The organism is Salinigranum halophilum (assembly GCF_007004735.1).
Lineage (GTDB): Archaea > Halobacteriota > Halobacteria > Halobacteriales > Haloferacaceae > Salinigranum > Salinigranum halophilum.
Window position 1 is genome coordinate 527190 of the sequence record NZ_SSNL01000005.1, and the last position, 25502, is coordinate 552691.

The 25502-nt window shown below is 67.5% G+C and carries 24 protein-coding genes; 10 read left to right on the forward strand and 14 right to left on the reverse strand.

What is annotated here, in order from left to right:
• Positions 1 to 182 precede the first annotated feature (182 nt).
• Together E6N53_RS14760 and E6N53_RS14765 are read left to right on the forward strand one after the other, a co-directional pair.
• Positions 183 to 1799, forward strand: coding sequence for a BCCT family transporter (locus E6N53_RS14760; protein ID WP_136590850.1), 1617 nt, complete (start codon positions 183 to 185; stop codon positions 1797 to 1799).
• Between the two features lie 117 nt (positions 1800 to 1916).
• Entirely contained in the window at positions 1917 to 3275 is a 1359-nt protein-coding gene (locus E6N53_RS14765) for an aminotransferase class III-fold pyridoxal phosphate-dependent enzyme (RefSeq protein ID WP_142860331.1), read from the forward strand.
• Positions 3276 to 3285: 10 nt separating this feature from the next.
• On the opposite strand, the gene E6N53_RS14770 is transcribed toward E6N53_RS14765, so the two are convergent.
• A complete protein-coding gene (locus E6N53_RS14770) occupies positions 3286 to 4557 on the reverse strand; it encodes a threonine ammonia-lyase (protein WP_142860332.1) in 1272 nt (423 codons plus the stop codon).
• Positions 4554 to 5834: an amidohydrolase gene (locus E6N53_RS14775; RefSeq protein ID WP_142860333.1), complete on the reverse strand. Its 1281-nt coding sequence runs from the start codon at positions 5832 to 5834 to the stop codon at positions 4554 to 4556. Before E6N53_RS14775 ends, E6N53_RS14770 begins: the two co-directional genes overlap by 4 nt.
• A gap of 165 nt (positions 5835 to 5999) precedes the next feature.
• On the opposite strand from E6N53_RS14775, the gene E6N53_RS14780 reads away from it, so the two are divergent.
• Positions 6000 to 6968: a D-2-hydroxyacid dehydrogenase gene (locus tag E6N53_RS14780; RefSeq protein WP_142860334.1), complete on the forward strand. Its 969-nt coding sequence runs from the start codon at positions 6000 to 6002 to the stop codon at positions 6966 to 6968.
• A gap of 42 nt (positions 6969 to 7010) precedes the next feature.
• Here E6N53_RS14780 and gdhB read toward each other — a convergent pair whose 3' ends face one another.
• From gdhB to E6N53_RS14800, 4 genes are all read right to left on the reverse strand, one after another.
• Positions 7011 to 8303 (reverse strand): glutamate dehydrogenase GdhB, encoded by a 1293-nt coding sequence (gene gdhB / locus E6N53_RS14785; RefSeq protein WP_142860335.1) that lies wholly within the window; start codon positions 8301 to 8303, stop codon positions 7011 to 7013.
• 2 nt (positions 8304 to 8305) lie between these two features.
• Positions 8306 to 9484, reverse strand: coding sequence for a M24 family metallopeptidase (locus E6N53_RS14790; protein ID WP_142860336.1), 1179 nt, complete (start codon positions 9482 to 9484; stop codon positions 8306 to 8308).
• Between the two features lie 469 nt (positions 9485 to 9953).
• Positions 9954 to 10538 (reverse strand): NAD(P)/FAD-dependent oxidoreductase, encoded by a 585-nt coding sequence (locus E6N53_RS14795; RefSeq protein WP_136590857.1) that lies wholly within the window; start codon positions 10536 to 10538, stop codon positions 9954 to 9956.
• Between the two features lie 63 nt (positions 10539 to 10601).
• Positions 10602 to 11438 carry a DUF7847 domain-containing protein gene (locus tag E6N53_RS14800; protein ID WP_142860337.1) on the reverse strand — a complete coding sequence of 279 codons (837 nt, stop codon included), beginning with the start codon at positions 11436 to 11438 and terminating at the stop codon, positions 10602 to 10604.
• Positions 11439 to 11583: 145 nt separating this feature from the next.
• On the opposite strand from E6N53_RS14800, the gene E6N53_RS14805 reads away from it, so the two are divergent.
• Entirely contained in the window at positions 11584 to 13059 is a 1476-nt protein-coding gene (locus E6N53_RS14805; protein WP_142860338.1) for an amidase, read from the forward strand.
• 34 nt (positions 13060 to 13093) lie between these two features.
• On the opposite strand, the gene E6N53_RS14810 is transcribed toward E6N53_RS14805, so the two are convergent.
• The gene (locus tag E6N53_RS14810; RefSeq protein WP_136603251.1) at positions 13094 to 14257 is read right to left on the reverse strand and encodes a M50 family metallopeptidase; all 1164 of its coding nucleotides are present in this window, start codon (positions 14255 to 14257) and stop codon (positions 13094 to 13096) included.
• 169 nt (positions 14258 to 14426) lie between these two features.
• On the opposite strand from E6N53_RS14810, the gene E6N53_RS14815 reads away from it, so the two are divergent.
• Entirely contained in the window at positions 14427 to 14891 is a 465-nt protein-coding gene (locus tag E6N53_RS14815) for a universal stress protein (protein WP_136603252.1), read from the forward strand.
• A gap of 26 nt (positions 14892 to 14917) precedes the next feature.
• On the opposite strand, the gene E6N53_RS14820 is transcribed toward E6N53_RS14815, so the two are convergent.
• Positions 14918 to 15226, reverse strand: a complete 309-nt coding sequence (locus E6N53_RS14820) for a DUF7853 family protein (protein ID WP_142860339.1) — start codon at positions 15224 to 15226, stop codon at positions 14918 to 14920.
• Between the two features lie 112 nt (positions 15227 to 15338).
• On the reverse strand, positions 15339 to 16115 hold the full coding sequence (locus tag E6N53_RS14825; RefSeq protein WP_142860340.1) for a hypothetical protein: 777 nt from the start codon (positions 16113 to 16115) through the stop codon (positions 15339 to 15341).
• Between the two features lie 147 nt (positions 16116 to 16262).
• Here E6N53_RS14825 and E6N53_RS14830 point away from each other — a divergent pair, with 147 nt between their 5' ends.
• Positions 16263 to 17195: a methyl-accepting chemotaxis protein gene (locus tag E6N53_RS14830; RefSeq protein WP_142860341.1), complete on the forward strand. Its 933-nt coding sequence runs from the start codon at positions 16263 to 16265 to the stop codon at positions 17193 to 17195.
• Positions 17196 to 17205: 10 nt separating this feature from the next.
• Here the strand turns inward: E6N53_RS14830 and E6N53_RS14835 are convergent, their stop codons facing one another.
• The 3 genes from E6N53_RS14835 to E6N53_RS14845 form a co-directional block, all read right to left on the reverse strand.
• Complete coding sequence (locus tag E6N53_RS14835; protein WP_142860342.1) at positions 17206 to 17736, reverse strand: GNAT family N-acetyltransferase; 531 nt, start codon at positions 17734 to 17736, stop codon at positions 17206 to 17208.
• Positions 17736 to 18104: a universal stress protein gene (locus tag E6N53_RS14840; protein WP_142860343.1), complete on the reverse strand. Its 369-nt coding sequence runs from the start codon at positions 18102 to 18104 to the stop codon at positions 17736 to 17738. The genes E6N53_RS14835 and E6N53_RS14840 overlap by 1 nt, the downstream gene beginning before the upstream one ends.
• A gap of 63 nt (positions 18105 to 18167) precedes the next feature.
• On the reverse strand, positions 18168 to 18833 hold the full coding sequence (locus E6N53_RS14845; RefSeq protein WP_142860344.1) for an RNA 2'-phosphotransferase: 666 nt from the start codon (positions 18831 to 18833) through the stop codon (positions 18168 to 18170).
• Positions 18834 to 18923: 90 nt separating this feature from the next.
• Between E6N53_RS14845 and pepF the strand changes: the two genes are divergently transcribed.
• The 4 genes from pepF to E6N53_RS14865 all read left to right on the forward strand — a co-directional run bounded on the left by pepF (position 18924) and on the right by E6N53_RS14865 (position 23083).
• Positions 18924 to 20714, forward strand: coding sequence for an oligoendopeptidase F (pepF, locus tag E6N53_RS14850; protein ID WP_142860345.1), 1791 nt, complete (start codon positions 18924 to 18926; stop codon positions 20712 to 20714).
• Between the two features lie 98 nt (positions 20715 to 20812).
• The gene (gene pan2 / locus E6N53_RS14855; RefSeq protein WP_136590870.1) at positions 20813 to 22036 is read left to right on the forward strand and encodes a proteasome-activating nucleotidase Pan2; all 1224 of its coding nucleotides are present in this window, start codon (positions 20813 to 20815) and stop codon (positions 22034 to 22036) included.
• Positions 22037 to 22104: 68 nt separating this feature from the next.
• On the forward strand, positions 22105 to 22584 hold the full coding sequence (locus tag E6N53_RS14860; RefSeq protein WP_142860346.1) for a pyruvoyl-dependent arginine decarboxylase: 480 nt from the start codon (positions 22105 to 22107) through the stop codon (positions 22582 to 22584).
• A gap of 112 nt (positions 22585 to 22696) precedes the next feature.
• Entirely contained in the window at positions 22697 to 23083 is a 387-nt protein-coding gene (locus tag E6N53_RS14865; protein WP_142860347.1) for a DUF5811 family protein, read from the forward strand.
• A gap of 32 nt (positions 23084 to 23115) precedes the next feature.
• Here the strand turns inward: E6N53_RS14865 and E6N53_RS14870 are convergent, their stop codons facing one another.
• Together E6N53_RS14870 and infB are read right to left on the reverse strand one after the other, a co-directional pair.
• Complete coding sequence (locus E6N53_RS14870; RefSeq protein WP_136590873.1) at positions 23116 to 23409, reverse strand: DUF8015 family protein; 294 nt, start codon at positions 23407 to 23409, stop codon at positions 23116 to 23118.
• Positions 23410 to 23640: 231 nt separating this feature from the next.
• Positions 23641 to 25437 carry a translation initiation factor IF-2 gene (gene infB, locus E6N53_RS14875; protein ID WP_142860348.1) on the reverse strand — a complete coding sequence of 599 codons (1797 nt, stop codon included), beginning with the start codon at positions 25435 to 25437 and terminating at the stop codon, positions 23641 to 23643.
• Between the last annotated feature and the right edge of the window lie 65 nt (positions 25438 to 25502).

A 25502-nucleotide genomic window follows, 5' to 3' on the forward strand; every position in this document is an offset into this window, starting at 1 on the left:
ACCGTACCCGCCGGAACCGATTACCACAACGTTTATCTATCACATTGACAATTGTGGTCACGGGCGACACTCGATACCATGGTAGCTAAGGGCAGACTCATGCCAGCACCCAAGCGCACTCAGCGACACGACCGTGGGGTACAGTACGACCAGCAACGACGCGTCCGTGGAGGTGGCCGGCGGTGAGCACCTCCGACGGGGCGGTGGGCGAGTTCCTCGACGAAATCGAACCGACCATCTTCGCGTTCGGGGCCGGCATCACCCTGTTGTTCGTCGCCGCCTTCGCGGTGAGCCCCGATGCGGCCTACAGCGTCGTCAACGGGATACAGGGGTGGATTCTCGGGCAGTTCAACTGGTTCTTCCTCATCGTCATGCTGGGGTTCGTGCTCTTCCTCGGCTTTCTCATCTTCGGGCCGTGGGGGAAACTCACGATGGGCGACGAAGACCCGGAGTACAGCTTCTTCTCGTACTTCGCGATGATGTACTCGGCCGGCCTCGCGGCCGGAATCGTCTTCTGGGGCCCGGCCGAGGCGCTCTTTCACTACTCGACGGTCCCACCGATATACGACGTCGCGGCCGAGTCCGCGGCGGCGATGCCCATCGCCGTGCAGTACTCCATCTTCCACTGGAGTCTCACCCAGTGGTCGTGTTTCACCGTGATGGGTCTCGGTATCGGGTACTTCGTGTACAACTACGACGCGCCGCTCCGCGTCTCGGCGGTGTTGACGCCCGTCCTCGGCGCTGACAACGTCGACGGCGCGCTCGGCAAACTCGTCGACATCCTCGCCGTGTTCGCGACCCTGGGCGGGGTCGCCACCTCGCTCGGCTTCATCGGGAGCCAGTTCATCACCGGCCTCAACTTCCAGTGGGGCATCCAGCTCGGTGACCTGGGGACCATCCTCGTTATCACCGGGATGACGGTCATCTTCACCGTCTCGCTGGTGCTCGGCGTCGACAAGGGGATCCGGCGGCTGTCGAACTTCAACATGGTCGTCTTCCTCCTGCTCATGGCCGCCACCCTCATCTTCGGGCCGACGATCCGTATCCTCGAACTCGGCACGCAGGCGACCGGCCGGTTCGTCGGTGAGTTCTTCCAGACGAGCCTGTTCACCGACTTCACGAACGGCGGGTCGTGGTCGAACGCCTGGACCGTCTTCTACTGGCTCTGGCCGCTCGCGTGGTCGCCCTTCGCGGGGCTGTTCATCGCCCGTATCTCGCGTGGCCGGAGCGTCCGCGAGGTCGCGTTCGCCGGCATCGGCGCGACGTCGATGGCGACCATCCCGTGGTTCGCCATCGTCGGCGGGTCGGCGGTCATCATGCAGCACTCGGGCGCGGCGAACATCCTCGGCCCGGTCACCGAGTACAGCGAAGCGGTCTCGGGGTACGTCCTCTTCGGGGCGCTCCCGCTCGTCGGGACCGTCCTCCTCTTCGCGTTCCTCGTGCTCGTGACGACGTTCTTCGTCACGTCGGCGGACTCGTCGACGCTCGCGGTGTCGATGATGACCACCGGCGGGAAGGAACACCCCTCCTCGATCAACCGGGTCTTCTGGGCGGTGCTGCAGGGGCTCGTCGCCTCGATTCTCATGGTCGTCGGGGGAGTCAACGCGCTGCAGTCGGCGGCCATCATCACCGGCGCGCCGTTCGCCCTCGTCTGTCTCGTCGCCATGCTGGGGCTCATCCGGACGTTCCAGAAGGAGACGGGCGGGGCCTTGCTCCAAGACAAGACGAACGTGTTCGGGCGGCCCAGCGGGAGCGACAGCGCCTCGGGGCGGGTGCAGGTCGCACAGGACGACGACTGACCGCTCGTCGGCTCGTCTCCGCGCCGCGTCCGCGTCGCCCCTCGTCTCCGCCACCTGACCGCGCCACCGCGGCCAGGTGTACCAAGTTTTAATTGACACCGGCTACACTTACTGTGTATGGACAGGGACACCGCAGAGCCCCAAGTGGAGTCGCTGCCCGGCCCCAACGCGCAGCGGTGGATCGACTTCCACTCGAAGCGCGCGGCACCCAGCGAGTACTCCCACGACTTCGTCTGGGACATCACCGCCGAGGCAGACGGTCCGTTCGTCACCGACGTCGACGGGAACGTCCTCCTCGACTTCACCTGCCACATCGGTGCCGCCCCACTCGGCTACGACAACGAGAAGGTACTCTCGAAGCTCCGTGAGTTCGACCTCGTCGAGCCGATGAAGATCGCCGGTCAGGACCTCTACTTCGGTGCCGGTCCCGACCCCGAGACGACGGCGTTCCCGGGGTCGAGCCACCTGATGGACCGACTCGTCGACGTCTCGAGCGAGTACGGGATGGACACGGTGTTCCTCTCGAACTCCGGCGCGGAGGCCGTCGAGAACGCGATGAAGATCACCCACGACCACAAGCCCACGGCGCAGTACGGCGTCGCCTTCGCCGGGAGCTTCCACGGTCGAACGCTGGGGACGCTGTCGCTCACGAAGTCGAAGGACGTCTACACCCGCCACTACCCGCAAGTCGCCGGCGTGGAGACGGTGCCGTTCTGCGACGACCGCGGCTGCACCCCCGACACCTGTGACTGTGGCTTTTTCACCGACGCGGGGTCGCGGTTCCGGAACAGCCTCGCTCCCGAGGGGGGGCACATCGACCCCGGCGAGGTCGCCTTCGCCATCCTCGAGCCCATCCAGGGCGTCGGCGGGTATCGCTTCCCGAGCCAGGAGTTCATGGCCGAGGTCGGCGACGTCTGTGACACCTACGACATCCCCCTCGTCGTCGACGAGATCCAGTCGGGCGTCGGCCGGACGGGGCGGATGTGGGCGTCGGAGCACTACGCCGTCGACCCGGACGTCATCTGCGCGGCGAAAGGGCTGCGCGTCGGCGCGACGGTGTCCCGCTCGGAGCTCTTCCCGGACCAGAAGAACCGCCTGGGGTCGACGTTCGGCGGTGGCGACATCCTCGCGTCGATGTACGGAGCGTTCACCCTCGAAGCGATCGAGGAACACGACCTGCTCGACAACGCCACCAGTCGAGGCGAGGCGGCGAAAGAACGCCTCCGCGACGGTGCGCCCGACCACGTCGAGGACGTCCGCGGGAAGGGGCTCATGCTCGCCGTCGAGTTCGACACGGCCGAACGGCGGGACGCAGTGGTGAAAGCCGCGCTCGAACGCGGGATGCTCACCCTCGGCTGCGGCAAGAAGACCATCCGCCTGCTACCGCCGCTGGACGTCACCGAACGCGAGGTCGAACTGGGGACCGAACTCTTCTGCGAGGCGATGCAGGCCGTCGCCTCGACCGCGACAGCCTGACCGCGGGGCCTCAGCCGTCGAGCGCGGCGTCGAGGCTGTGCTCGACGACGGAGACCGTCGGGCGCGAATCGAGCGCCGAGAGGACGTCCGCGAGATGTGTCGAACCACTCCCTTCCAGCCCGACGCGGATGGGCGTCCGGTTCGGGTCGTCGGACGCGGTCGGCCGTGCGCGTTCGAGCACGTCGAGTTCCGCCCCTCGGTCGGCGACCGTCTCGGTGACGTCGGCGACGCTCGTCGGCCACCCACGCAGGGCGAGGCGCGCCTCGACGTAGCGGTCGAGCGCCATCAGCCCGGTCCGGGTCAACGCGGCGTGCTCGGTGAGGTTCGTGTTGCCCCCGGAGAGGACGCAGGCGACCCGCTCGTCGGCGACGTCGACCGCACCCGAGACGAGCGCAGCGACGGGCGCGGCACCCGCGGCCTCGACGACGGTCTTCGACCGCTCGGCGAGGAGCGTCGTCGCCACCGCGAGGGCCGTGTCGCTCACCGCCACGACGTCGTCGACCCGTTCGCGCATCACCGCGAACGTCCGCTCGAGGAGTCGCGCGTCCGCGACGCCCTCGGCGACGGTGTCGACCTCGTCGAGCCGGTGGATGCGGTCGCGGTCGAGCGACGGCTTGGCGTGCGCCGCCCCCTCCGGCTGAACGCCGACGAGTCGGGTCGCCGGATCGTGCGCCTTCAACGCCGTCGCCACACCCGAGACGAGGCCGCCGCCGCCGATGGCGACCAGCACGGTGTCGGGGTCGAACTGCTCGCGGAGTTCGAGGCCGACGGTCCCCTGCCCGGCGATGACGTCCGCGTCGTCGAACGGGTGGACGAACGTCTTCCCCGCCTCGTCGGCGATGTCGAGCGCGTGCTCGTACGCCGGCTCGTAGCTCGCCCCCTCGACGACGACCGCTGCGCCGTACCCCCGCGTCGCTTCGATCTTCGCGGCGGGCGTGACCTCGGGGACGACGATGGTCGCGTCGACGTCGAGGAGCCGTCCGGCGAGTGCGACCCCCTGGGCGTGATTGCCGGCGCTGGCGGCGACGACGCCCCGGTCGCGTTCGCCCGCGGAGAGCTGTGCCATCGCGTTGTACGCCCCGCGGATCTTGAACGAGCCGGTGCGCTGGGTGTTCTCGAGTTTGAGCCCGACGGCCGCAGCGCCACTGCGCTCGGCGAACGTGGTTGAGGTGTCGAGCGGCGTGCGGTGGACGACCGGGTCGAGTCGCTCTCGGGCCGCCTCGACGTCCGCGAGCGTGACGACGTCCGTCGCGGCGGGGACCGACGCCCCGGGACCGTTCACGGCTCCCCCTCCGCGACGGCCAACACGGAGTCGGTCAGCACCGCGACGCCGAGCGGGAGGCTCCGTTCGTCGACGTCGAACGTCGGCGTGTGGTGGCTCGTCGGGTGGTCCGTCCCGACGATGAGGTAGGTGGCGAGACCGCCCGTCTCCTGAACGCGCTCCATGAGGAACGTCGCGTCCTCGCTGGCACCGAAGTCGGCGGCGGAGCGGACCGTGTCGACACCCGCGGTGTCACGAGCGACGTGTTCGACGACGGCGGCGAGTTCGGGGTCGCTGTCGGCCCGCGGGCTCTCGCTCACGACGTCGACGTCGGCGGTACAGCCGTGCATCTCCGCGGCCGTCTCGAACCGGGTGACGACTTCGGATTTGGCGTACTCCATCAGCGCCGTCGTCTCGCCGCGGGCCTCCGCGACGGCGTTCACCTCCTCGGCGACGATGTTGCTCGCCGTCCCCCCCTCGACCCGGCCGACGTTCACCCGCGTCATGCCGTCGGAGTGTCTCGGAACGCCGTAGACGTTCTCGATGGCGGTGCCGAGCGCCTGAATCGCGTTGTCGCCCGCCTCGGGTGCCTTCCCGGCGTGGGCCGACGTCCCGCGGATGTCGACGTCGAGGTGACACATCGCCAGCGGGCGCTCGATACCGGCCACGACCTCGCCGGTGGGGTGGTCGAGGCCGACGTGGGCGGCGAAGAAGTAGTCGAGGTCGGCGGCGTACTCGCTCTCGGCCATCGGGTGCCCGCCGCCGGAGACCTCCTCTGCCGGCTGGAAGAACACCACGAGTCGACCGGCGAAGTCGCTCTCTTTCACCGCTTCGAGCGTCGCCAGCCCCCAGGTCATGTGAGCGTCGTGTCCGCAGGCGTGCATCGTCTCTTCAGTCTCCGAGCGGAACCCCTCGGCCGCCGGCCGGTGGTCGCCGTCCGTCGACTCCTCGATGAACAGCCCGTCGATGTCGACGCGGAGGCCGACCGTCGGGCCGTCGCCCCGGTCGAGGACGGCGACGGCACCGGTGTTCCCGCCGGCCATCTGCTCGAGGAGGTCCGGGTCCGCACCGCGGTCGCGGGCGCGGTCGTACCACTCCGCGACGCGTCGGTCGGGGGGGAGCGCCATCCGATCCGCCGGGTCGTAGGCGTCGGGCCCGACCGCGAGTTCGTCGACACCGAGACGCTCGATCTCCTCGACGAGCCTGGACGTCGTGTAGAACTCACACCACCCCGGCTCGGGATAGCGGTGAAGGTCGCGTCTGAGTTCGGGCAGTCGCTCACGAATCGACTCGGCCATGCCTCTCTCTACCACCCTCCACCCACTTAATACCGGTCGGCAGGTGTCGAGGACGACGGCGAGGAGCGGAGACGAAAAAGCATAAGCCCGCACCGGACAACCGCGGGAGTACATGACCCGGCCGTCGTCTCACGCTCGCGGCGGCGACCGGGGAGGCAGCTACCCATGAGTGAGAACCCCGACATCGTCGTCCTCCGCGAGGGGACCGAAGGCCTGTCGATGGAGTCGTACGCCGAGAAACTGCGCGAACGCCTGCCCGACAGGCGGGTCGAACTCGCGCGGACGCCGAAACGAGAGCGCGAACTCGTCCCGAAGGCGCGAGTCGTCACCGGCATCACCGTCGACGAGGAGATGCTCACCGACTCGCGGCTGGAGGTGTTCGCCTGCACGTTCGCCGGCATCGACCACCTCCCCACGGAGACGCTCGAAGCCCAGGGCGTCAGGGTGACGAACGCCGGTGGAATCCACGCGCCCGGCATCGCCGAGCAGGCCATCGGGAACATGCTCGTCTTCGCCCGCCGCCTCCACGAGGGGTGGCGGCGCAAGCAGCGCTCGGAGTGGCGGCACTTCCAGTCCACGGAGTTCACCGGCTCCACGGTGACCGTCATCGGCCTCGGCTCCATCGGCCAGGCCGTCGTCCAGCGCCTCGAGGGGATGGAGGTCGACACCATCGGCGTGCGCTACACCCCCGAGAAGGGCGGCCCGACGGACGAGGTGGTCGGCTTCGACGAGGACGCCATCCACGACGCGCTCTCGCGGAGCGAGTACGTCGTCGTCGCCTGCCCGCTCAACGACCTGACGCGGGGACTCATCGGCGAGGCGGAGTTCGCCACGATGCCGCCCGAAGCCGTCCTCGTCAACACCGCGAGAGGGGGAATCGTCGACACCGACGCGCTCGTCTCGGCGCTCCGGTCGAACAAGATTCGCGGCGCGGCGGTGGACGTGACGGACCCCGAGCCGCTCCCGAGTGAGCATCCGCTGTGGGACCTCGAGAACTGCCTCATCACGCCGCACACGGGCGGGCACACGCCGAAACACTGGGACCGCCTGGCGGACATCGTCGCGCGGAACGTCGAGCGACTGGAGACGGGTGAAGAACTGGAGAACCTGGTCCTCGCGCCGGACGAGGACTGACTCGCGTGACTCGCGACACTCGGCCGGGCGTTTCGCAGCCGCTCAGGGCCAGAGCCCGCGGGTCGACTTCGCCTCGCCGATGCGCGAGAGGGCGACGACGTAGGCGGCGTCGCGCCACGTCAGGTCGCGGTCGTCGACTTCTCGCCTGACGGCGTCCCAGGCGTCGAGCATCTCCGATTCGAGTTCCTCGTGGACGCGTTCGAGCGACCACTGGCGGCGGTTGATGTCCTGGAGCCACTCGAAGTAGCTCACGGTCACGCCGCCGGCGTTCGCGAGGATGTCAGGGATGACCGGCACGCCGCGTTCTTCGAGGACGGCGTCGGCCGCGAACGTCGTCGGGCCGTTGGCCCCCTCGACGACCATCCCGGCGGAGACGTCGGCGACGTTCGCCGTCGTGACGACGTTACCGACGGCCGCCGGGATGAGCACGTCGACGTCGAGTTCGAGCAGTTCCGCGTTCGTGAGCGTCTGCGGCGCGTCGTACCCCGAGACCATGCCGGGGCGCTCGTCGTGCGCCTCGACGTCGTTCGTGTCCAGCCCCTTTGGGTCGTAAATCGCGCCGTTGACGTCGCTGACGGCCACAACCGTCGCACCCCACTCGTCGAGCAGGCGCGCCGCGGGCGCGCCGACGCTCCCGAACCCCTGGACGGCGACGGTCGTCTCCGAGAGGTCCCGGTCGTAGTAGTCGATTGCCTCGCGGGTGATGATCGCCACCGACCGGCCGGGCGCCTCCTCACGTCCGTGCGAGCCACCGATGACGGGCGGTTTTCCGGTGACGACGCCGGGTGTCGTCTCACCCCGCTGCATCGAGTACGCGTCCATGAACCACGCCATCGTCTGTGGGTCCGTCCCCATGTCCGGGGCGGGCACGTCCTGTTTCGGCCCGACCACGTCGCGAATCTCCTCGGCGAAGCGACGAGTGAGCCGTTCGCGTTCACCCGACGAGAGCGTCCGCGGGTCGACCGCGACACCCCCCTTTCCCCCGCCGAACGGCAGGTCCATGACGGCGCACTTCCAGGTCATCCACATCGAGAGGCCGATGCACTCCTCGGCGTCGACCTCCGGGTGGTAGCGCAGCCCGCCCTTGTAGGGGCCGCGGACGTCGTCGTGCTGAGCGCGGTAGCCCGTGAACACCTCCAGGGAGCCGTCGTCGCGCCGGAGCGGGACCGACACCTGCGTGAGCTTCGTCGGGTGTTTCAACCGCTCGACGACCCCTTCGTCGACGGCGGTGTGTGCGGCCGCCCGTTCGAGCTGTCGCCGGGCGGTCGAGAGCGCAGAGCTCGGTTCGTCGTTCGTGTCGTCGTCGGCTGTGTCCGTCGTGGGTGATGTGGGCATCGTCAGGCAGTGAAGAGTCGGCGGGGGAAGTCTGCGAGCGGTTCGGCACCGGTCGAGGTGACGCGGAACGTCTCGCTCAGTTCGACGCCGAAGTCGTCGAACCACAGTCCGGGGATGGTGTGGAACGTCATGTCCTCTTCGAGCACCGTCTCGTCGCCCGGGCGGAGGCTGGCGGTGTGTTCACCCCAGTCCGGCGGGTAACCGAGTCCCACCGAGTAGCCGATGCGGTCTTCCTTCTCGACGTCGTGTTTCGCGATTTCGTCGCGCCAGGCCTTCTCGACGGCTTCGCAGGTGACGCCGGGTTCGACGGCGTCCAGCGCCGCCTCCATGCCCGCGACGACGATGTCGGCCGTCTCCTGTACCGCCGGTGGCGGGTCACCCACGAACGTCGTCCGCGCGAGCGGTGAGTGATAGCGGTGCCGACAGCCCGAGAGTTCGATGATGACCGGGTCGCCGTCTTCGAACCGCCGGTCGGTCCACGTCAGGTGCGGGGTACCGGTGTGGTCGCCCGAGGGCATCAGCGGGACGATAGCGGGGTAGTCGCCGCCGAACGCGTCGGTCCCTTCGACGAGTGCCGAGTAGATGGCTTCCGCCGCCTCGTACTCCGGGACACCCTCCTCGATGGCGTCGAGGCCGGCCAGCATCGCGTTCTCGGAGATGCGAGCCGCCTCTCGCATGTACTCGAGTTCCCGCTCGGACTTCTTCACGCGAACCCAGTTCACGAGGAGCGTGGTGTCCTCGAAGGTCGCCTCGGGGAGGTTCTGCTGGAGCCGTGTGTACGACTTCGCCGTGAAGTACGACGCGTCCATCTCGAGCCCGATGCGGCCCTCGTCGAGGCCGAGGTCCGCCAGAACGTCCGCGACGAAGTCCATCGGGTGGAGGTCGTACGGGGAGTGGACGTGGTCGTCGCTGTACGGACGGATGCTCTCCTCGGAGAGGGTGGTCGTCGCCCGCGCGCCGTTGGCGTCCATCATGCGCCCGATCCAGACGGGTTCGTCGCGGTCGGGCGTGACGACGACCCCCTGGTGGACGTAGAACGACCAGCCGTCGTAGCCCGTCAGGTAGTTCATGTTCGCCGGGTCGGCGACGAACACTGCGTCCAGTTCTCGCTCGCGCAACCGCGCTTTCGTCCGGGCGATTCGCCGGTCGTACTCAGTACTGTCGAAGACGGCGCGTGGCATGGTGAAAGCTCGCTTATCGAGTTCGTGAACCGGTGCAAAAAGTGTTGGGTAGCGGGCTGATTCACGGGGCGACGCGAGCGACCCATCGTGCCGAGTTAGTCGCAAAATTTATCTAATTTATTCTGTTGAAGTGTCGACAGAGACGGACCGCTGCTCCCCCGAACGCTTCGTCGTGGAGACGGTCGTCCCCGAACGGACCGTGTGGCTGATTCCGCGCGTTCTGGCGTCGAATCGACGTATTACGATGTGTTCAGTGTAACCGACCGAGGTGGAGTGTCGTGACTCGGTGAGTCTGTCGCCCAGGCGAGTACCGAACCGTGAGCCGGCGACAGAACGCGTCACTGTGGGTTCGACGGACGGAAAGACCGTCGACCGCCGTGGCATACGGACGGCGAGGTCGTATCCAGTGGACGGCCGAACTCGTCCGAGAAGAGAATAGAAGTACTTGGATAAACAGTCGGCGGAGAGGTTACTCGCCGTCGACGAGCGACCCGAGGACTTCCTCGGCAGTCGCGGGGGTGTCGAAGTCGTGGAAGTTCTCGCCTTTCTCCTTCGAGAGGATGTTGAGCGCGGCCGCGGCACCGTCGCCCGCGGAGATGACCGCCTGCCACTCCTCGACCCGGACCATCGCCCCGGTCGCGTAGACGTTCTCGACGCTCGTCTCCATCGTCACGCCGACGTCGACGACGTCCTCGTCGGTCATGGCACAGCCGAGGTCCTCGGCGAGGTCGCGGTTGGCACCCGTCGCGAGGACGACGTAGTCGGCAGCGTGCTCGTCGGCGTCGGTGGCGACGACGAGGCCGTCGTCCGTCGCCTCGACGGCCGTCACTTCCTCCTGGTGGCGCTCGACGCCGAAGTCGTCGACCTGGTCGCGGAGGGTCGCCATGTAGGCCGAGCCGTCGACGGAGCCGATGCCCGGGTAGTTGAACAGGTGCGCCTTGTGCATCCACGTCCCGTCCGTGTCGAACACGGCGGTGTCGAGCCCGTTCTTCGCGGTGAACAATGCAGCGCTGAGTCCGGCGGGACCGCCGCCGACGATGAGCACATCTGTCATACACCTTTCATCCGAACGCCAGTGACTTAAAAGCAAGACCCCGTGACCGCTCGCAGCGACCCGCTATGGGTTGTACTTCCACTCGCTCTCGTCGTCAGCGCCTTCCATCTCACCCGCGTCGGGGGCGACCGCGGCGTCCCGCTCGTCTGTGAGTTGGACGTACGCGCGCGCGGCGACGGCGACGGTGAAGACGGTCGTCATCGCACCGAGGAGGATGTTGACGACGGTCGTGAGGAGCGGGATGCCCACGAACCCGACGAGTCCACCGACGGCAGTCACGACGAGGCCGACGACGAAGAGGACGAGCGCGAGGCCGAACAGCGCGAGTCGGTGCCCCGAGGTGAGTTCCCAACTCGACGAGAGCGCGTCGATGAAGTTCTTGTCCTCGACGGCGATCTCCTGGCGGACGAAGAAGAACGAGAGAGCGATGAACACGCCCGGCACGACGAGGAGCAAGAGTCCGACAGCGACGAGGATGATGACGACGATGCCGCCGACGAAGCCGTTGAGCGTCGCGGAGAAGAGGTTTCGCGAGACGAACTCGTCGGGGATGGTCTCGGTCTCGTCGCTGACGAGCGTGCGAACGCTCACGATTCGAATCGCTTCGGCGACGAACGCGAGGACGGCCACGAGGCCGAGGGCGACGGGGAGCGGAACGGGGAGCGACAGCGGGGTCGCCTCGGCGCTCGGCAGCGTCGTGACGGCCGGGTTCGCCGGCGCATCCGACGGGAGTTGACTCATCGCCTGCTCCGCGAACCGGGCTGTGGCCGCCGCGAGCGTCTGCCCGGCCACGGCGTCGATCAGACCGAAGACGACGAAGACGACCGCGATGAGGAGGCCGTTTCGCTGGAATGTACGGTCGAGTCCGTCCGAGAGGGCGTCGGAGATATCCAGGGACATCGGTATCGGGTGAATCGTCTCCCGTCCACGTGTTAAGGGTTGCTGGTCGGACGCCGAGCGCACGAGAGCGTCAGTCGCGTCGCCGGCCGCATCCACACGATTAATAGTTACTCTTTTGTCAACACCCGTCGAAGTGTGAGAGACCATGTCAGAAGACTTCGCCTACACCTCAGCGTCGGTGCTCGCGTCGCGAATCAGGCGCGGGGACCTCTCGCCCGTCGACGTCGTCGACGCGTGTCTCGAGCGAATCGAGGCGCGGAACGAGGACATAAACGCGTTCGTGACCGTGCTCGGAGACGACGCTCGCGAGCGTGCGCGAGAGGCGGAAGCCGCGGTGAGACGTGGCGAAGAACTCGGTCCCCTCCACGGCGTCCCAATCGCCATCAAGGACCTCTTCGACTTCAAGACGGGCGTCCGGAACACGATGGGGTCGGTGCCGTTCGCGGAGTTCGTCCCCGAGGAGTCGGCGACGTACGTCCGGCGGCTGGAGGAGGCCGGAGCCATCGTCCTCGGCAAGACGAACACGCCGGAGATGGGGCACAAGGGGACGACCGACAACCGGCTCTTCGGGCCGACCAGCACGCCGTTCGACCTCGAGCGGAACGCGGGCGGGTCGTCGGGCGGGAGCGCGGCCGCCGTCGCGGACGGACTCGTCCCCATCGCACAGGGTTCGGACGGCGGCGGCTCGGTCCGCATCCCCGCGGCCTGGTCGGGCGTGTACGGGTTCAAAGCGACCTACGGACGGGTCGCGCAGGCGATTCGTCCCGACGCGTTCCTCTCGCACACGCCGGCCATCCACGCCGGACCGTTGACCCGAACCGTCGAGGACGCCGCGCTCATGCTCGACGTGATGACCGGGCCGGACCCACGGGACCCACTGAGCATGCCCGAAGAGCCGCACGACTTCCGCGGGGCGGTCCGTCGTGGCGTCGAGGGGATGCAGGTCGCGTACAGCCCCGACTTCGACATCTTCCCAATCGACGAGCGCGTCCGGGCCGTCGTCGACGACGCGGTCACCGCGTTCGAGACCGCCGGCGCAACGGTCGAAGAGATCTCTCTCGGGCTGACACACGACCAGATGGAACTGGCCGACCTCTGGCTCCGCGAGATCGGGATGTTGTATCACTCGGCGGTCGAGGGGTTCAAAGACGAGGGGCTGGACCTGCTCGGCGACCACCGGGACGAACTCACGCCCGAGTTCGCCGACCTCCTAGTGGAGACGCGCGACCAGTCCATCGTCGACTACAAGCGCGACGAACACCTGCGGACGGAGGTGTACGACGCGCTGCAGGACGTGTTCACCGTCGAGGAGTACGACCTCCTCGTGACGCCGACGCTGGCCGTCCCACCGGTGAAGAACGACGAAGACGAGATGGGGAGCACTGTCGGCCCCGCCGAGGTGAACGGCGAGCCGGTCGACCCCCTCATCGGCTGGTGTCTCACCTATCCCATCAACTTCACGGGCCACCCGGCGGCGTCGATTCCGGCCGGGTTCACCGACGGCGGCCTCCCGGTCGGACTGCAACTCGTCGGCGACCGCTTCGACGACGAGACGGTGTTCGCCGCGAGCGGGGCGTTCGAGCGAGTGCGACCCTGGCACGACGCGTATCCGCCGCGGTGAGTCGTCGGCCCCGGTCGTGGGTGCGCGCTGTCGGTCAGGGGCGCACGTCGAGCGAGGGCTCGCGGCCGAACGAGTCGAGCGAGCCGCGCGACTGGATGATGTTGAACGCGGTGACGAGGTCCGAGCGGGAGACGAGGCCGACGAACTCGCCGTTCTCGACGACCGGGAGGCGGCCGACGCCGTGTTGTTGCATCAGCGTGATGGCCTCCATCGCGTCGGCGTCGGGCGTGATGGTCGCGAGGTCTCGGGACATCACTTCCTCGACCCGGTAGGCGTCGCGTTCGACCTCGCGGACGCCCCGCGCGTCGTCGAGCGTCACCATCCCCACGAGCTGGCCGTTGTGCATCACCGGGTAGCCGGTGTGGCGCTCGCGGAACATCTGCTCTAGGAGTTCGGCGACGGAGGCGCGCTCGTCGACGACGTGGAGTTCCTCGCGGGGGGTCATGATGTCGCGGACGATGACGTCCTGGAACGCCGCCTTCATCACGGTCTGCTGGGCCTCGCTGGACGCGCCCATGTAGATGAAGAAAGCGAGCGCGACCAAGAACAGGTTGGCGAAGAGGCCGAAGAGGCCGAGCAGGAACGCGAATATCTTCCCCACCTCGGCCGCCAACTGCGTCGCGCGGGCGTGTGGGCGGTTGCGCGCGAGCAGCGCGCGGAGGACCCGTCCCCCGTCCATCGGGAAGCCCGGGAGCATGTTGAACACCGCGAGCGCGACGTTCGTCAGGGCCAGATAGCCGAGGACGAACTTCACCGGGTCACCCAGCGGAAGCGCGACGAACCCGACGTACGAGACGATGCCGACGAGGATACTCACGATGGGGCCGGCGACGGCGATGGTGAACTCCTGCTTCCAGTCTTCGGGAATCTCGGTGAAGCGGGCGACCCCGCCGAACAGCCAGAGGGTGATGGACTCGATCTCGTAGCCGTACCGCATGGCGACGAGCGAGTGACCGAACTCGTGGAGTAACACGCCGAAGAACAGCCCGAGGGCCGCCGCGCTCCCGAGCACCCACCGCATCGACCCTGCCGTGAGCGGGTCGGCCGCGATAGCGGTCCCGAAGAGGCTGTTGATGACACCCGTCAGGTTCGACACGTCGGAGCCGATGAGCCAGGCGAACAGCGGGAGTACCAAGAGAAAGGTGATATCGAGGCGAATGGGGATTCCAAACGCACTCCCGATACGGATTCCTCGCATAGGGGTACGTAGTCGGCTAGGGTTCTTAAACAACCGTGTCGGCAGAAGCTGACTCGGCGCGCGCCGGGGCGCAGCGAACGCGAGACCGAGGACGGGCCGGACCGCCGCGCCGCGTCCACACACCCTCGGAGGCGACGGGTTTTTGCCACCGGCCGTCACACCCCCACGCATGGAACACGCGTCGTCGGCTCCGATCGACGTCGAACTCGTCCTCGCCCCCGTCGACGGGAGCGAGGAGTCCGCGCTCGCCGTCGAGTACGCCGTCTCCATCGCCGAGCAGTACGACGCCTCGGTCCACGCCGTCTACCTCCTCGGTGAGAACGTGGTCCGCGCCATCGAGGACGGGACCATCGACGAGGGGAGCGTCGTCGGCGACCACGAGGCGTTCATGGATAGCGTCGCCGACTACGCCACCGGGAAGGGCGTCCACATCTCCCACTCGACCGCGTTCGGGTTCTCCACGCGGGTCAAGACCCGCCACCCCGGCAGCGCCATCCTCGACACCGCCGACGACGTCGGCGCGGACTTCATCGTCGTCCCGCGCGAGCCGGTCACCGGCGACCCCGGCGAGGTCTTAGAGAAAGCCGCCGAGTACGTCCTCCTGTACGCCTCCCAGCCGGTGCTTTCGGTCTGACCGTCTACCTCCATCACTTCGTCCGTCTAGTCGAGCGCCGACGAAATCTGCCGTAACAGCGATTCGAGTCGCGGTCGCTCGACCTCCCAGCGCCGCGTGTGGTGTGCACGCGCCAGCGTCCGCTGCATCGCTTCGAGTTCTGGCCGCGTGAACCGCCGTCCTCCGTCGTCGAGGGTCTCGAACGCCTGCCGACGGTGGGAGGCCGTGCGCTCGTCCGCGGGGTCGCCGCCGCGGTCACGCTGAAGCCGGTCGGCCAGAACGTCGTGGAGCGTCCACTGTTCGGCCGGGGCGAGCGACAGCCGTTCGACGGCGCACGATGGTCGTCTCTCGGGCACGGTCGGATTCGGATTGGTCCGCGACACTGATGAACGTTACCACGCCTCGTCTTTCGCTCATCGGTGTCGCCGTGTTCGGTCGAGGCCGGTCACCGCGACGGGAGACCACCGACTAGTCCCGCAGGTCGTCGTCGTCCGACTCGGGCCAGGGGTCGTCCGCGGAGACGGGCGTGAGCGCGTGGTCGAGTTCCGCGTCCGAGTACTCGACGTCCGACAGAACCATCGCGAGTCGTTGCCAGCGCCGACTCTCTTCGCCGTCTTCCTCGGGACCGACCCGCGCCCCGTGCGTCTTGAAAAATCGGGTGCCGCGCCCCTTCCGCGCCCCTTCACCGGTGTGCTGGTCGAAGACCACGTCGTACGGGCCGCCGGGTTCGAGGTCGCCGACCGGGAACTCGACGGGCGGGTCCTCGTCTGCTCCGCACGCGGCCCGTCGTTCCGCGACGAGGCGGAAGCACTCGTCGGCGTTGGCCGCCTCGCGTGACGAGCGAGCGCGGGCACACGCGAGCGCGGCGTGAATCGCACAGAGTCGCCCCTTCCAGGAGTCGGGTTCCCACCGCTCCGTCGCGAGCGTCTCGTATCGCTCGACCAGCAAGGCGACGTCCTGGCCGGCGCGGAGGTCCTCGACGACGTAGAGGTTCAGGCGGTCCCAGAGGTTCCACGCGTAGCCCGACCGGGCGAGTTCCCACGCCGCCCAGGCAGCGACCCGCTCGTCGGAGCGGCGGACGGCCTTCTGGAGGAGGCTGGAGACGTCGTACCGGTTGTACCCGCCGTTCGTCTCGTGTTCGTCCTTCGCTTCGCCCCGGTCGGTCGTCCCCTCCCGCGCCTCCGGCGGCGTCTCGGTGTCGAGGCTCCCATCGGCCCCGAACGTGGCCTGTCTGTCCTCGGTCATAGGCTGCCAGAGGACGACCAGCGGTACGGACCTTGCGGTCTCGGCGTCACACTTCCCGTAGGGGACTACGGTATCTGCGGTAGTTATTATCACAAATGGGTCTGGGGAGCGACAACTTATATTTTAGTTCTAACAAGTCGCGAGTGAATGTCCACGCAGGACCAAGAGACACGAACCGACGGACGACGGCAGACCGAACCCGACGTCGGGTCGTCGACGGTAGCGACTGAACTGACGGGAGCGCTCCGCGAACTCGGCGAGGCCTCGGACCAGGTGGCGCGGAGTTCACAGGAGATCAGCGAACTCGCGACAGAGCAGTCGGACAACATGGGCGGCGTCGCCGGCGAGGTCGCGAACCTCAGCGCGGCCGTCGAGGAGATCGCCTCCGGAGCAGAGCAGACGACGCAGATGAGTTCACAGGCGCTCGACCTCGCCGAAGACGGGCGAGAAGCGGCCGACAGCGCCGTCGACGCGATGGAGACCGTCGACAGCGTGACCGACGACGTCGCCACGGACGTCTCACGTCTCCGCGCGCGTATCCAAGAAATCGACGAGGTGGTCGAGGTCATCAACGACATCGCCGACCAGACCAACCTGCTGGCGCTCAACGCCAGCATCGAGGCCGCCCGCGCCGGCGAGGCCGGGTCGGGGTTCGCCGTCGTCGCCGACGAGGTGAAACAACTCGCCGAGGAGTCCCGCGAGAACGCGGCCGACATCGAGTCGAAGGTCGACGACATCAAGACGGAGACGACAAGCACCGTCGAACGCATCGACCAGGCGAACGACGAAATCGACGCGGGCCTCGGCCAGGTCGACGTGGCAATCGACGTCCTCCGGGACATCGACAACGCGGTCGAGGAGGCCGCGATGGGTGCTCAGGAAGTCGCCGACGCGACCGACCAGCAGGCCGCATCGACAGAAGAGGTCGCATCGACCGTGGACGAGACGGCAACACAGGCCGAACAGGTCGCCGAACGGATCACGGACGTCGCCGCCGCCAACGAGCAACAGACCGCGAAGGTCGACGAGATACGCGACCTGCTCGCCGACGTCGACCTCGACGTGGCTGCCCGTCAGTGACCTCACCCACTCACTGCAGGCGGATGGTCATCTCCAGTTCGAAGCTCTCGGCGTCGCTCGTCTCGAAGCCCGTCTCGTGATAAAGGTTGACGGCCGGGCGGTTCCACCGCTCGACCGTGAGCCACACCTTCTCGATTCCCTCCTCGCGCCCGTACCCCAAGAGGGCGTACATGAGCCGCCGGCCGATACCGGCGCGCTGGTACGCCTGGAGGACGAAGATGGCGAGTTCGTACGCGTCGCCGTCGGGGACGAGCGTGGCGTGACCGGCCGCCGTCTCGCCGTCCCACGCGACGACGTTCAGACACTCCTCGTCGAGGATGTTCGAGAGCCACGTCCGGATACGGTCTTCCTTCCCAGGCGGGATTCCCTGGGCGCGGTCGGCCGGGTCGAACGCCCCGTACATCTCGACGAGCGCCTCCGTCTCCTCGTCCGTCCCCTCGTAGGGGCGGATATCGATCTCGCGGCCCTCCTTGTCCTCGAAGACGACCGGCGGGGCCTCGAACGCCTCGGCCGGTTCGTCTGGGTAGTCTCGTTCGCTCATTATCTGACCAGTGACACCGTCACGTGTGAGTTGAGGAGCACGAACTCCGCGATGCTGCCGATTCGAATCTTTCCCATCGGGCTGGTCTCGCCGCCACCGAGGACGATCTTGTCGAAGTGCCCGTCCTCGGAGAGGTCGACCAGCGCGCTCCCGGGGTCGCCCTCGAGGTGTCGCACCGTGGCGTCGACCCCGGCCTCGTCGAGCATCTCGCGGACGCGAGCTTCGAGCGCGTCGCGTGACAACTCAGCCGCGGGGTTGTCGATAATCCCGACGGTGAGGTCGTCGCCGGCCTCGCGGGCGCGGTCGATGGTCTGCTCGAGCGCGGTGAGCGAGTCGTCCGACCCACCGATTCCCAAGAGTACCTTCATGTGTGGCGAGTCGACGTCCTGGGAGAAAAAGACGGGGGCTCCAGTGGAGTGGTCGCTGCGTCCTCACGCGGTCTCGTCGCGAGAGAGATACCGGGGCGGGACCCGCGCGACCGTGTAGGTGTCCGTCCCACGCGTTCGGACGTCGAACCCGTCGTCGACGAGGGCACGCGCGTCGACACTGAAGACGACCGGCGCACCATCGGCGTGTCGTCGCCCGACCTCTCGGGCGGTCTCACGGCTCCCAGAGAGGTGGACCGTCTGTCGACCCATCGGGCGCAGTCCCTCCGCGAGAATCGCGTCGAGGGCCCGCGGCGCGGTTCCGTGGTAGAGCGTGTCCGGGATGTCGTCTGCCCCTCCTTCGCCTCCGTCGTCGAGGTCGACGGCGACCGAGTGACCGTACGCCGCCCGCACCTCCCGCCCAGTTCCGTGGGAAGCGGTCTCGAACCGTCCCTTCGGGTCAGTCACGAGGACCGCGTCTACCTCCCGTTTGCCGGCCCAGTCGTACCGACCCGTGACGGTCTCGACGACCGCCGGATAGGACGCCCACCCCGACGCGTCGAGCGAGAGGCCGACGTCGTCGGGGAAGTGTCTGAGCGCGCCGGAGAGGAACTTCGAGAGCCGGGTTCGGCGAGCGCCGGAGAGCACCCGGTCGCCCGCCGCTCCGCAGACTGGACACGCGTGCTCGAAGTACGTCCCGTGGTCGGGACAGGTCGCGATGGGTGCTGTCATCGACGGGACAGACGGGTTCGACGCATCTCGCTTTTCGTCTGTCGTGCCGCGGGGACAACCCTTAGGCTTGCCGCCGCCTTCTCCCCGTCCATGAGTTCGGTTCCCGAACGGTCGGAGATCGCGGCGGAGTACAAGTGGGACCTCGACTCCATCTACACGTCGGACGAGGAGTGGGAGGCGGCCTTCGCAGCGGTCAAAGAGCGCGTTCCAGAGCTGCGGGAGTTCGAGGGGCAGGTCACCGAGGACGGCGAGACGCTGCTGGCCGTGCTGGAACTCGAAGAGGAGGTGATGCGCGAGCTGTCGAAGGTGGTCTCCTACGCGAACCTCCGGTCGGCGGAGGACACACGGAACCAGGAGTTCCAGGCACTCTCCGCCAGAGCGCAGTCGCTCTCCGCCGAGGCGAGCAGCGCGGCGTCGTACGTCGAGCCCGAACTCCAGGCACTCTCCCGCGAGGAGGTGGCTGCCCTCGTCGAGGACGAACCCGGTCTGGAGGCGTATGAACACTACCTCGACGACGTGTTGCGGATGAAGCCCCACACCCGCTCGACGGAGGTCGAAGAGCTCCTCGCGGACCTCTCGGAGGTGACGGGCGCGGCGAGTGACGTCTACTCGATGCTCACCAACGCGGACATGGAGTTCCCGACGGTGGAGAACCCCGAGGGCGAGGCTGTCGAGATCACTCAGGCGAACTTCACCAAACTGCAGAAACACCCCGACCGCTACTTCCGACGACGGGTCCACGAGGAGTTCTACGACCGGTGGGCCGACGTCCGAAACACCGTCGGCACGGCGCTCAAGAACAGCGTCACGAAGGACGTCAAGATGGCGAACGTCCGCGGATACGACACCGCCCGCGCGGCCGCGCTGAACGGGCCGAACGTCCCCGTCGAGGTGTACGACACCTTGCTGGAGACGGTCCGCAAGCACCTGCATCACCTCCACTATCACGCCGAACTGAAGCGCGACGCCCACGGCCTCGACGACCTGCGGATGTGGGACCTCTACGTCTCGCTCACGGGCGAGGAGTCGCCAACCGTCGAATACGACCAGGCGGTCGAGTACATCACCGAGGCCGTCGCCCCCCTGGGAAGCGAGTATCGAGAACGGATGGCCGAAGGGCTCCACTCGCGGTGGGTCGACGTCTACGAGAACCGGGGGAAGCGCTCGGGCGCGTTCTCGGCGGGGACGTACGACACCCAGCCGTTCATCATGATGAACTACCAGGACGACATCGAGTCGATGTTCACCCTGGCGCACGAGCTGGGTCACTCGATGCACTCGGAGCTCGCGAACGAGAGCCAGCCCTGGCAGTACGCGAGCTACGAGATCTTCACCGCGGAGGTCGCCTCGACGGTGAACGAGACGCTCCTCACGCACCATCTTCTCGACACTGTCGACGACGACCAGTTCCGGATGCACGTCCTCGACCAGTACCTCGAGCGCTTCCGGTCGACGCTCTACCGGCAGACGATGTTCGCCGACTTCGAGCTGCAGATCCACGAGGTCGTCGAGGCGGACGGCGCGCTCACCCCCGACCGGCTCGATTCGATGTACGGCGAGTTGAAATCGGAGTTCTACGAGCCCGCCGTCGCCGACGAGCGCATCGAGCGCGAGTGGATGCGGATTCCGCACTTCTACTACAACTTCTACGTCTACCAGTACGCGACGGGCATCTCGGCGGCGGTGGCCATCGTCGAGCGCATCCTCGACGAGGGTGAACCGGCGGCCGCCGAGTACCGCGAGGCGCTGCGACTGGGCGGTCGGAAGTACCCGCTCGAGGTGCTCCAGACCGCGGGTGTCGACCTGACCGACCCCGAGCCCATCGAGCGCGCGCTCGCGGTGTACGGCGACTACCTCGACCAGGCCGCGTCGCTGCTCTGAGTGGGTTCTGCGGGGTCTCCGGCCGGAATCCGGCGACGACGGAAGCGTCCCCGCGACCCAAAGGCACATTTACGCGGGGTTCATAGTGCGCACAACTGATGTCACGGAGTCCGTCGTTACCCGAGCGTCCGCACCTCGATCTGGACCCGGAGATGTCCGATGGGGAGCGGCTCTCGGCGATCAAACAGCACTACCAGCGGATGCAGTCGGTCAACGAGGAGCTCGAATCGCGCCTCGCAGAGGCCGACGAGGAGACCGAGTCGCTCAAAGACGAGGTCGACCAGCTCAAGCGCCGCAACGAGACGCTCAAGTCGTCGTCACTGTACGTCGCGACGGTCGAAGAGCAGAACGACGACGGCGTCATCATCAAACAACACGGCAACAACCAGGAGGTCCTGACGGAGGTGTCGCCGCGGCTCGACGCAGAGGTAGCCGCCGGCGACCGCGTCGCCATCAACGACTCGTTCGCCATCCAGACGCTCCTCTCGGACGAGACCGACGCCCGCGCGCAGGCGATGGAAATCGACGCCTCGCCCGACGTCACCTACGACGACATCGGTGGCATCGACGACCAGGTCCGCGAGGTGCGCGAGGCCGTCGAAGACCCCCTCGAACGGCCCGAGATGTTTCGGGAGGTCGGCATCGACCCGCCCGCCGGCGTGTTGCTCCACGGTCCGCCGGGGACGGGCAAGACGATGCTCGCGAAGGCCGTCGCCAACCACACGGACGCGACGTTCATCAAGATGGCCGGCTCCGAACTCGTGCGCAAGTTCATCGGCGAGGGGTCGCGACTGGTCCGAGACCTCTTCGAACTCGCGAACGAGCGCGAACCCGCCGTCATCTTCATCGACGAGATCGACGCCGTCGCCTCGAAGCGGACCGACTCGAAGACGTCGGGCGACGCGGAGGTCCAGCGGACGATGATGCAGCTCCTGAACGAGATGGACGGCTTCGACGAACGCGGCGAGATCCGCATCATCGCCGCCACCAACCGCTTCGACATGCTCGACGAGGCCATCCTCCGGCCGGGGCGGTTCGACCGCCTCATCGAGGTCCCGAACCCCGACCCCGAGGGACGCGCGCGGATTCTCGAGATTCACACGCGCGACATGCAGTTGGCCGACGACGTCGACACCGACGCCGTCGCCACCGACCTCGACGGCTACAGCGGCGCCGACATCGCCTCGCTCGCGACCGAGGCCGGCATGTTCGCCATCCGCGACGGACGCACGGAGGTCAGCCACGCCGACTTCGTCGCCGCGACCGAGAAGCTCGCCGAGGACGACAACGTCGAGATTCCGGGCCTCGACTACCAGTACTGACCGTCGCTCCCCTCCCTCGCGCGAGCGTATCGTAACCCATTATTCGTCGCGTCTCTCTTCTCGAGACGATGAGCACCATCTACGTCGTCCGCGGTGTCGCCAGCGCTCGGACGGCGATGGCCTCCTACGACGCGGCGCTCGCGGACGCTAACGTCCACAACTACAACCTCGTCAGCGTCTCCTCGGTCATCCCGGCCGAGGCGACGGTCGACGTGGTCGAGACGGCCCCCGACCTGGGCCCCGCAGGTAACCGACTCACCGTGGTCGAGTCGCGCGCGACCGCTCGGACGGGGACCGCAGAGCGGGTCTGTGCGGGCGTCGGCTGGGCCACCGGCCCCGGCCCCGGACTCTTCTACGAGGCCTCGGGCGACGACCCCGAGGCGGTCCGAACGACCGTCGAGCGCGGACTCGAAGACGGGAGAGAACTCCGCGAGTGGTCGTTCGACGCCGAGGACGTCGCCCTCGCGACCGGCGACGTCTCCGCGACGACCGAGTACACGACGGCGGTCGTCCTCGCCGTCTACGGCGAGAGCGAGCCCATCCTGTAGCGGCAGGTGACCCTCGCCGGGGACGGCACGACGCGCGGTCTCTTTTCTATCGAAACGGATATGTCCGTCTCCGACGGCTTTTTGCGGCCGCTTCCCGTATCGTGGGTGTCTGATGAACGGAAACAACCCATACGCGGGTGCGCCCGGCGTGGTCGGTGCGGGCCAGCCGTCCGCCGACATCGAGGAGCTCTCCGCCGCGGAACTCCGGCAGCTTCGCGAGGCCGTCGCCGGCATCGTCGCGCAGACGCGGACGTATCTGCCCGACAGCTACGCCATCGGGTCGGAACTGTCGAACGGCTCGAACGGGCCGCGGGCGACTGTCGCCGTTCACCCACCGGTGGGCCACCCGGTTAGCGCCGGACTCACCCCCGACGCCGACGACCTCGCGTCGGGACTCTCCTCGGAGGAGTGTACCGAGGTCGCCCGCGGCCTCGCCGCGTCGGCCGCCTTCCAGGTGATGTCGACGGTCGGTGACGACCTGACGCCGACCGCACGGTAGCCGACCGGAACGCACCGTTCTTCTCATCCGCGCTAGCGCGCGTCGTCGCCGGAGGGGTCCGTCGGACCGGCGACGAAGAGCCCGTACACGAGTAGGGCGAGCGTCGGGACGGACCCGAGGCTAGCCCCGGCCGACATCGGTGCTGCAGTCACCGACGCCCAGCCGATGCCGAACAGCAGTGGGAGCGGCAGGAGCACCAGAATGAGGTCGTAGCGAGAGACCCGCCACCCGTCCGTGTCGTCGACCCGCCCGGGCGCGGTGGCGTCGTGTTCGCTCAGCTCTGCATCGTCTTCGAAACGGGTTTCGAGGCCGGTACGAGTGCTCATCGGTACTCACCTCGTTCCTTCCTACGAGTATTCTCTACTAAAAATTTCTGGGAGGGTTCGTTCAACGTGGTGCTGTGAATCGGTGTACATTACAGATAACTTCTCGTAAGTTATGAGTGATTGACGAGCGGCTGGCGGAGACGTGACGGACGAGCGACTGGCAGAGGACCGACCGAGACGACCGAGCGTGGACGACGAGTGACCGCCGCGGCGGAACGGCGGTGAGGAGGGTTACTTGCCCCAGAAGGGGTCGCGCCGGCGGTGCTTGTCGAGGTACGACTGGAGCGCCTCGAGTTCGTCCGCCGGGATGTCCGAGGAGAGCTCCTGTTCGAGGATCTTCGCGTGTTTCTCGGGGAGCATCACCCAGAGCTCGTCACCCTCGTCGATCTGTCGGCCGACCGTCGGCCCGTCGATAGCGACGCTCACGCGCTTACCGGCGCGGACTTCGCTCACGTCCTCACCCTGCTCTTGGATGCCGTTCAGCTGGCCGACGCGCGTCGGCTCGTTGCCCTCCCACTTGACGACGTACTGGTTGTTCTTCAGGGTGCCCGACATCACCTCGACGCCGACTACCGCGGGATTGGACTGCCGGAAGACGTGGTCCTCGAGGACTCTGAACCGACACGGCCGGATGATCTTGTCGAGGACGTTCTCCTGCTGGGCGCGCTGCATCTCGTCGACGTACTCCTCGTACTCCTCGACGAGTTGGTAGATGACGTCGTCGTCGAACAGCTTCACCCCGGTCTTGTCCAGTTCCTCCCGAGCGTTGTTCAGCACGTCGACGTTGAACGCGAGGATGACCTCGTGTTTCTCCTCGTTCGCCGTCGACGCGACGGCCACGTCCCGCGGGGCGACGTCGCCCACCTCGGCGCGGAGGATGGGCACCTCGGCCTCGTCGAGCGCGTTCGCCATCGCCTCCAGGCTGCCGAGGGTGTCTGCCTTCACGACGACGCCCTCCTCGGCGGTCTCGACCTCGATCTCGGCGAGTTCGCGCTTGACCTCGGCAATGACCTCGTCGACTGGCCGGTCACGGACCACGCGGACCGGTGCGCCCGCCATCGCGTCTTCGAGGTCGGGTGCGGCGATCTTCACCCCGGAGGCCGCAGTGACCTCGTCGACCCGCTCGAACCGCTTCTCCGTGCGGATTTCGGCGTTCGGTCGGGGACGGAGGAGCGCCCGGACCTCCGTGACGATGGGGTCGTTCTTCCCGCCGACGACGATGGTCTCGCCCTCGCGGACGGTCCCGTCGTAGAGGACGACGTCGAGCGTGGTCCCGAAGCCGCGCTCGTCTTTCACCTCGAGGACCGTGCCCGCGCCGGGGCCCGTCACGTCGATCTGCATCTCCTCTTTCATGTACCGCTGAGAGAGCCCCATCAAGACGGCGAGGAGGTCGGGGATACCCTCCTTGGTCATCGCCGAGGAGGGCACGACGCCGACGTTCTTCTGGAAGTTCTGGACGCGCCAGTAGAGGTCGGCGGAGAAGCCGTTGTCCGAGAGGTCGCCGATGATCTCGTAGAGGTTCTCGTCCAGCATCGACCGGGCGCGGGAGGACTGTGCCTCGTACGTCTGCTGGATGGGTGCACCCTCCTGGGGGTTCCACCCCGGCGTCGTGTCGATCTTGTTCGCGGCGACGACGAAGGGCGTCCCGGTCCGCTTGAGGATGTCGATGGCCTCGACGGTCTGCGGCTGGAAGCCGTCGTTGACGTCGACGACGACGATGGCGATGTCGGCCAGCGCCCCGCCTCGAGAGCGGAGGGTGCTGAACGAGTGGTGTCCCGGCGTGTCGATGAACAGCAGGCCGGGGAGGTCGAAGTCGTCGGGGTCGACGAGACTCCCGGCCATCCCGGAGATAGTTTCGAGCGGGACCGCCGTGGCCCCGATGTGCTGCGTGATGGCTCCCGCCTCGCCCTCAGAGACGGCCGACCCGCGGATCGTGTCGAGCAGACTCGTCTTGCCGTGGTCGACGTGACCGAGGACGGCGACGATGGGGGTTCGGAGTGTGGTGGGTGTGGTGTCGGATTCAGACATGAGCGTCACTCCCGGAGAAGTTCCTTATCAAGGAGGTGCCGAGGGGGAGAGTTAAGTCCATCGTC

Excerpts from the sequence above, each read along its gene's own strand:
- infB (WP_142860348.1), bottom strand. The coding sequence starts at position 25,437 with ATGTCTGAATCCGACACCACACCCACCACACTCCGAACCCCCATCGTC.
- E6N53_RS14840 (WP_142860343.1), bottom strand. The coding sequence starts at position 18,104 with ATGAAGGTACTCTTGGGAATCGGTGGGTCGGACGACTCGCTCACCGCG.
- E6N53_RS14815 (WP_136603252.1), top strand. The coding sequence starts at position 14,427 with ATGGAACACGCGTCGTCGGCTCCGATCGACGTCGAACTCGTCCTCGCC.
- E6N53_RS14870 (WP_136590873.1), bottom strand. The coding sequence starts at position 23,409 with ATGAGCACTCGTACCGGCCTCGAAACCCGTTTCGAAGACGATGCAGAG.
- pepF (WP_142860345.1), top strand. The coding sequence starts at position 18,924 with ATGAGTTCGGTTCCCGAACGGTCGGAGATCGCGGCGGAGTACAAGTGG.
- E6N53_RS14790 (WP_142860336.1), bottom strand. The coding sequence starts at position 9,484 with ATGCCACGCGCCGTCTTCGACAGTACTGAGTACGACCGGCGAATCGCC.
- E6N53_RS14810 (WP_136603251.1), bottom strand. The coding sequence starts at position 14,257 with ATGCGAGGAATCCGTATCGGGAGTGCGTTTGGAATCCCCATTCGCCTC.
- E6N53_RS14795 (WP_136590857.1), bottom strand. The coding sequence starts at position 10,538 with ATGACAGATGTGCTCATCGTCGGCGGCGGTCCCGCCGGACTCAGCGCT.
- E6N53_RS14765 (WP_142860331.1), top strand. The coding sequence starts at position 1,917 with ATGGACAGGGACACCGCAGAGCCCCAAGTGGAGTCGCTGCCCGGCCCC.
- E6N53_RS14835 (WP_142860342.1), bottom strand. The coding sequence starts at position 17,736 with ATGAGCGAACGAGACTACCCAGACGAACCGGCCGAGGCGTTCGAGGCC.
- E6N53_RS14805 (WP_142860338.1), top strand. The coding sequence starts at position 11,584 with ATGTCAGAAGACTTCGCCTACACCTCAGCGTCGGTGCTCGCGTCGCGA.
- E6N53_RS14845 (WP_142860344.1), bottom strand. The coding sequence starts at position 18,833 with ATGACAGCACCCATCGCGACCTGTCCCGACCACGGGACGTACTTCGAG.
- E6N53_RS14865 (WP_142860347.1), top strand. The coding sequence starts at position 22,697 with ATGAACGGAAACAACCCATACGCGGGTGCGCCCGGCGTGGTCGGTGCG.
- E6N53_RS14775 (WP_142860333.1), bottom strand. The coding sequence starts at position 5,834 with ATGGCCGAGTCGATTCGTGAGCGACTGCCCGAACTCAGACGCGACCTT.
- E6N53_RS14830 (WP_142860341.1), top strand. The coding sequence starts at position 16,263 with ATGTCCACGCAGGACCAAGAGACACGAACCGACGGACGACGGCAGACC.
- E6N53_RS14780 (WP_142860334.1), top strand. The coding sequence starts at position 6,000 with ATGAGTGAGAACCCCGACATCGTCGTCCTCCGCGAGGGGACCGAAGGC.
- E6N53_RS14800 (WP_142860337.1), bottom strand. The coding sequence starts at position 11,438 with ATGTCCCTGGATATCTCCGACGCCCTCTCGGACGGACTCGACCGTACA.
- gdhB (WP_142860335.1), bottom strand. The coding sequence starts at position 8,303 with ATGCCCACATCACCCACGACGGACACAGCCGACGACGACACGAACGAC.
- pan2 (WP_136590870.1), top strand. The coding sequence starts at position 20,813 with ATGTCACGGAGTCCGTCGTTACCCGAGCGTCCGCACCTCGATCTGGAC.
- E6N53_RS14860 (WP_142860346.1), top strand. The coding sequence starts at position 22,105 with ATGAGCACCATCTACGTCGTCCGCGGTGTCGCCAGCGCTCGGACGGCG.
- E6N53_RS14825 (WP_142860340.1), bottom strand. The coding sequence starts at position 16,115 with ATGACCGAGGACAGACAGGCCACGTTCGGGGCCGATGGGAGCCTCGAC.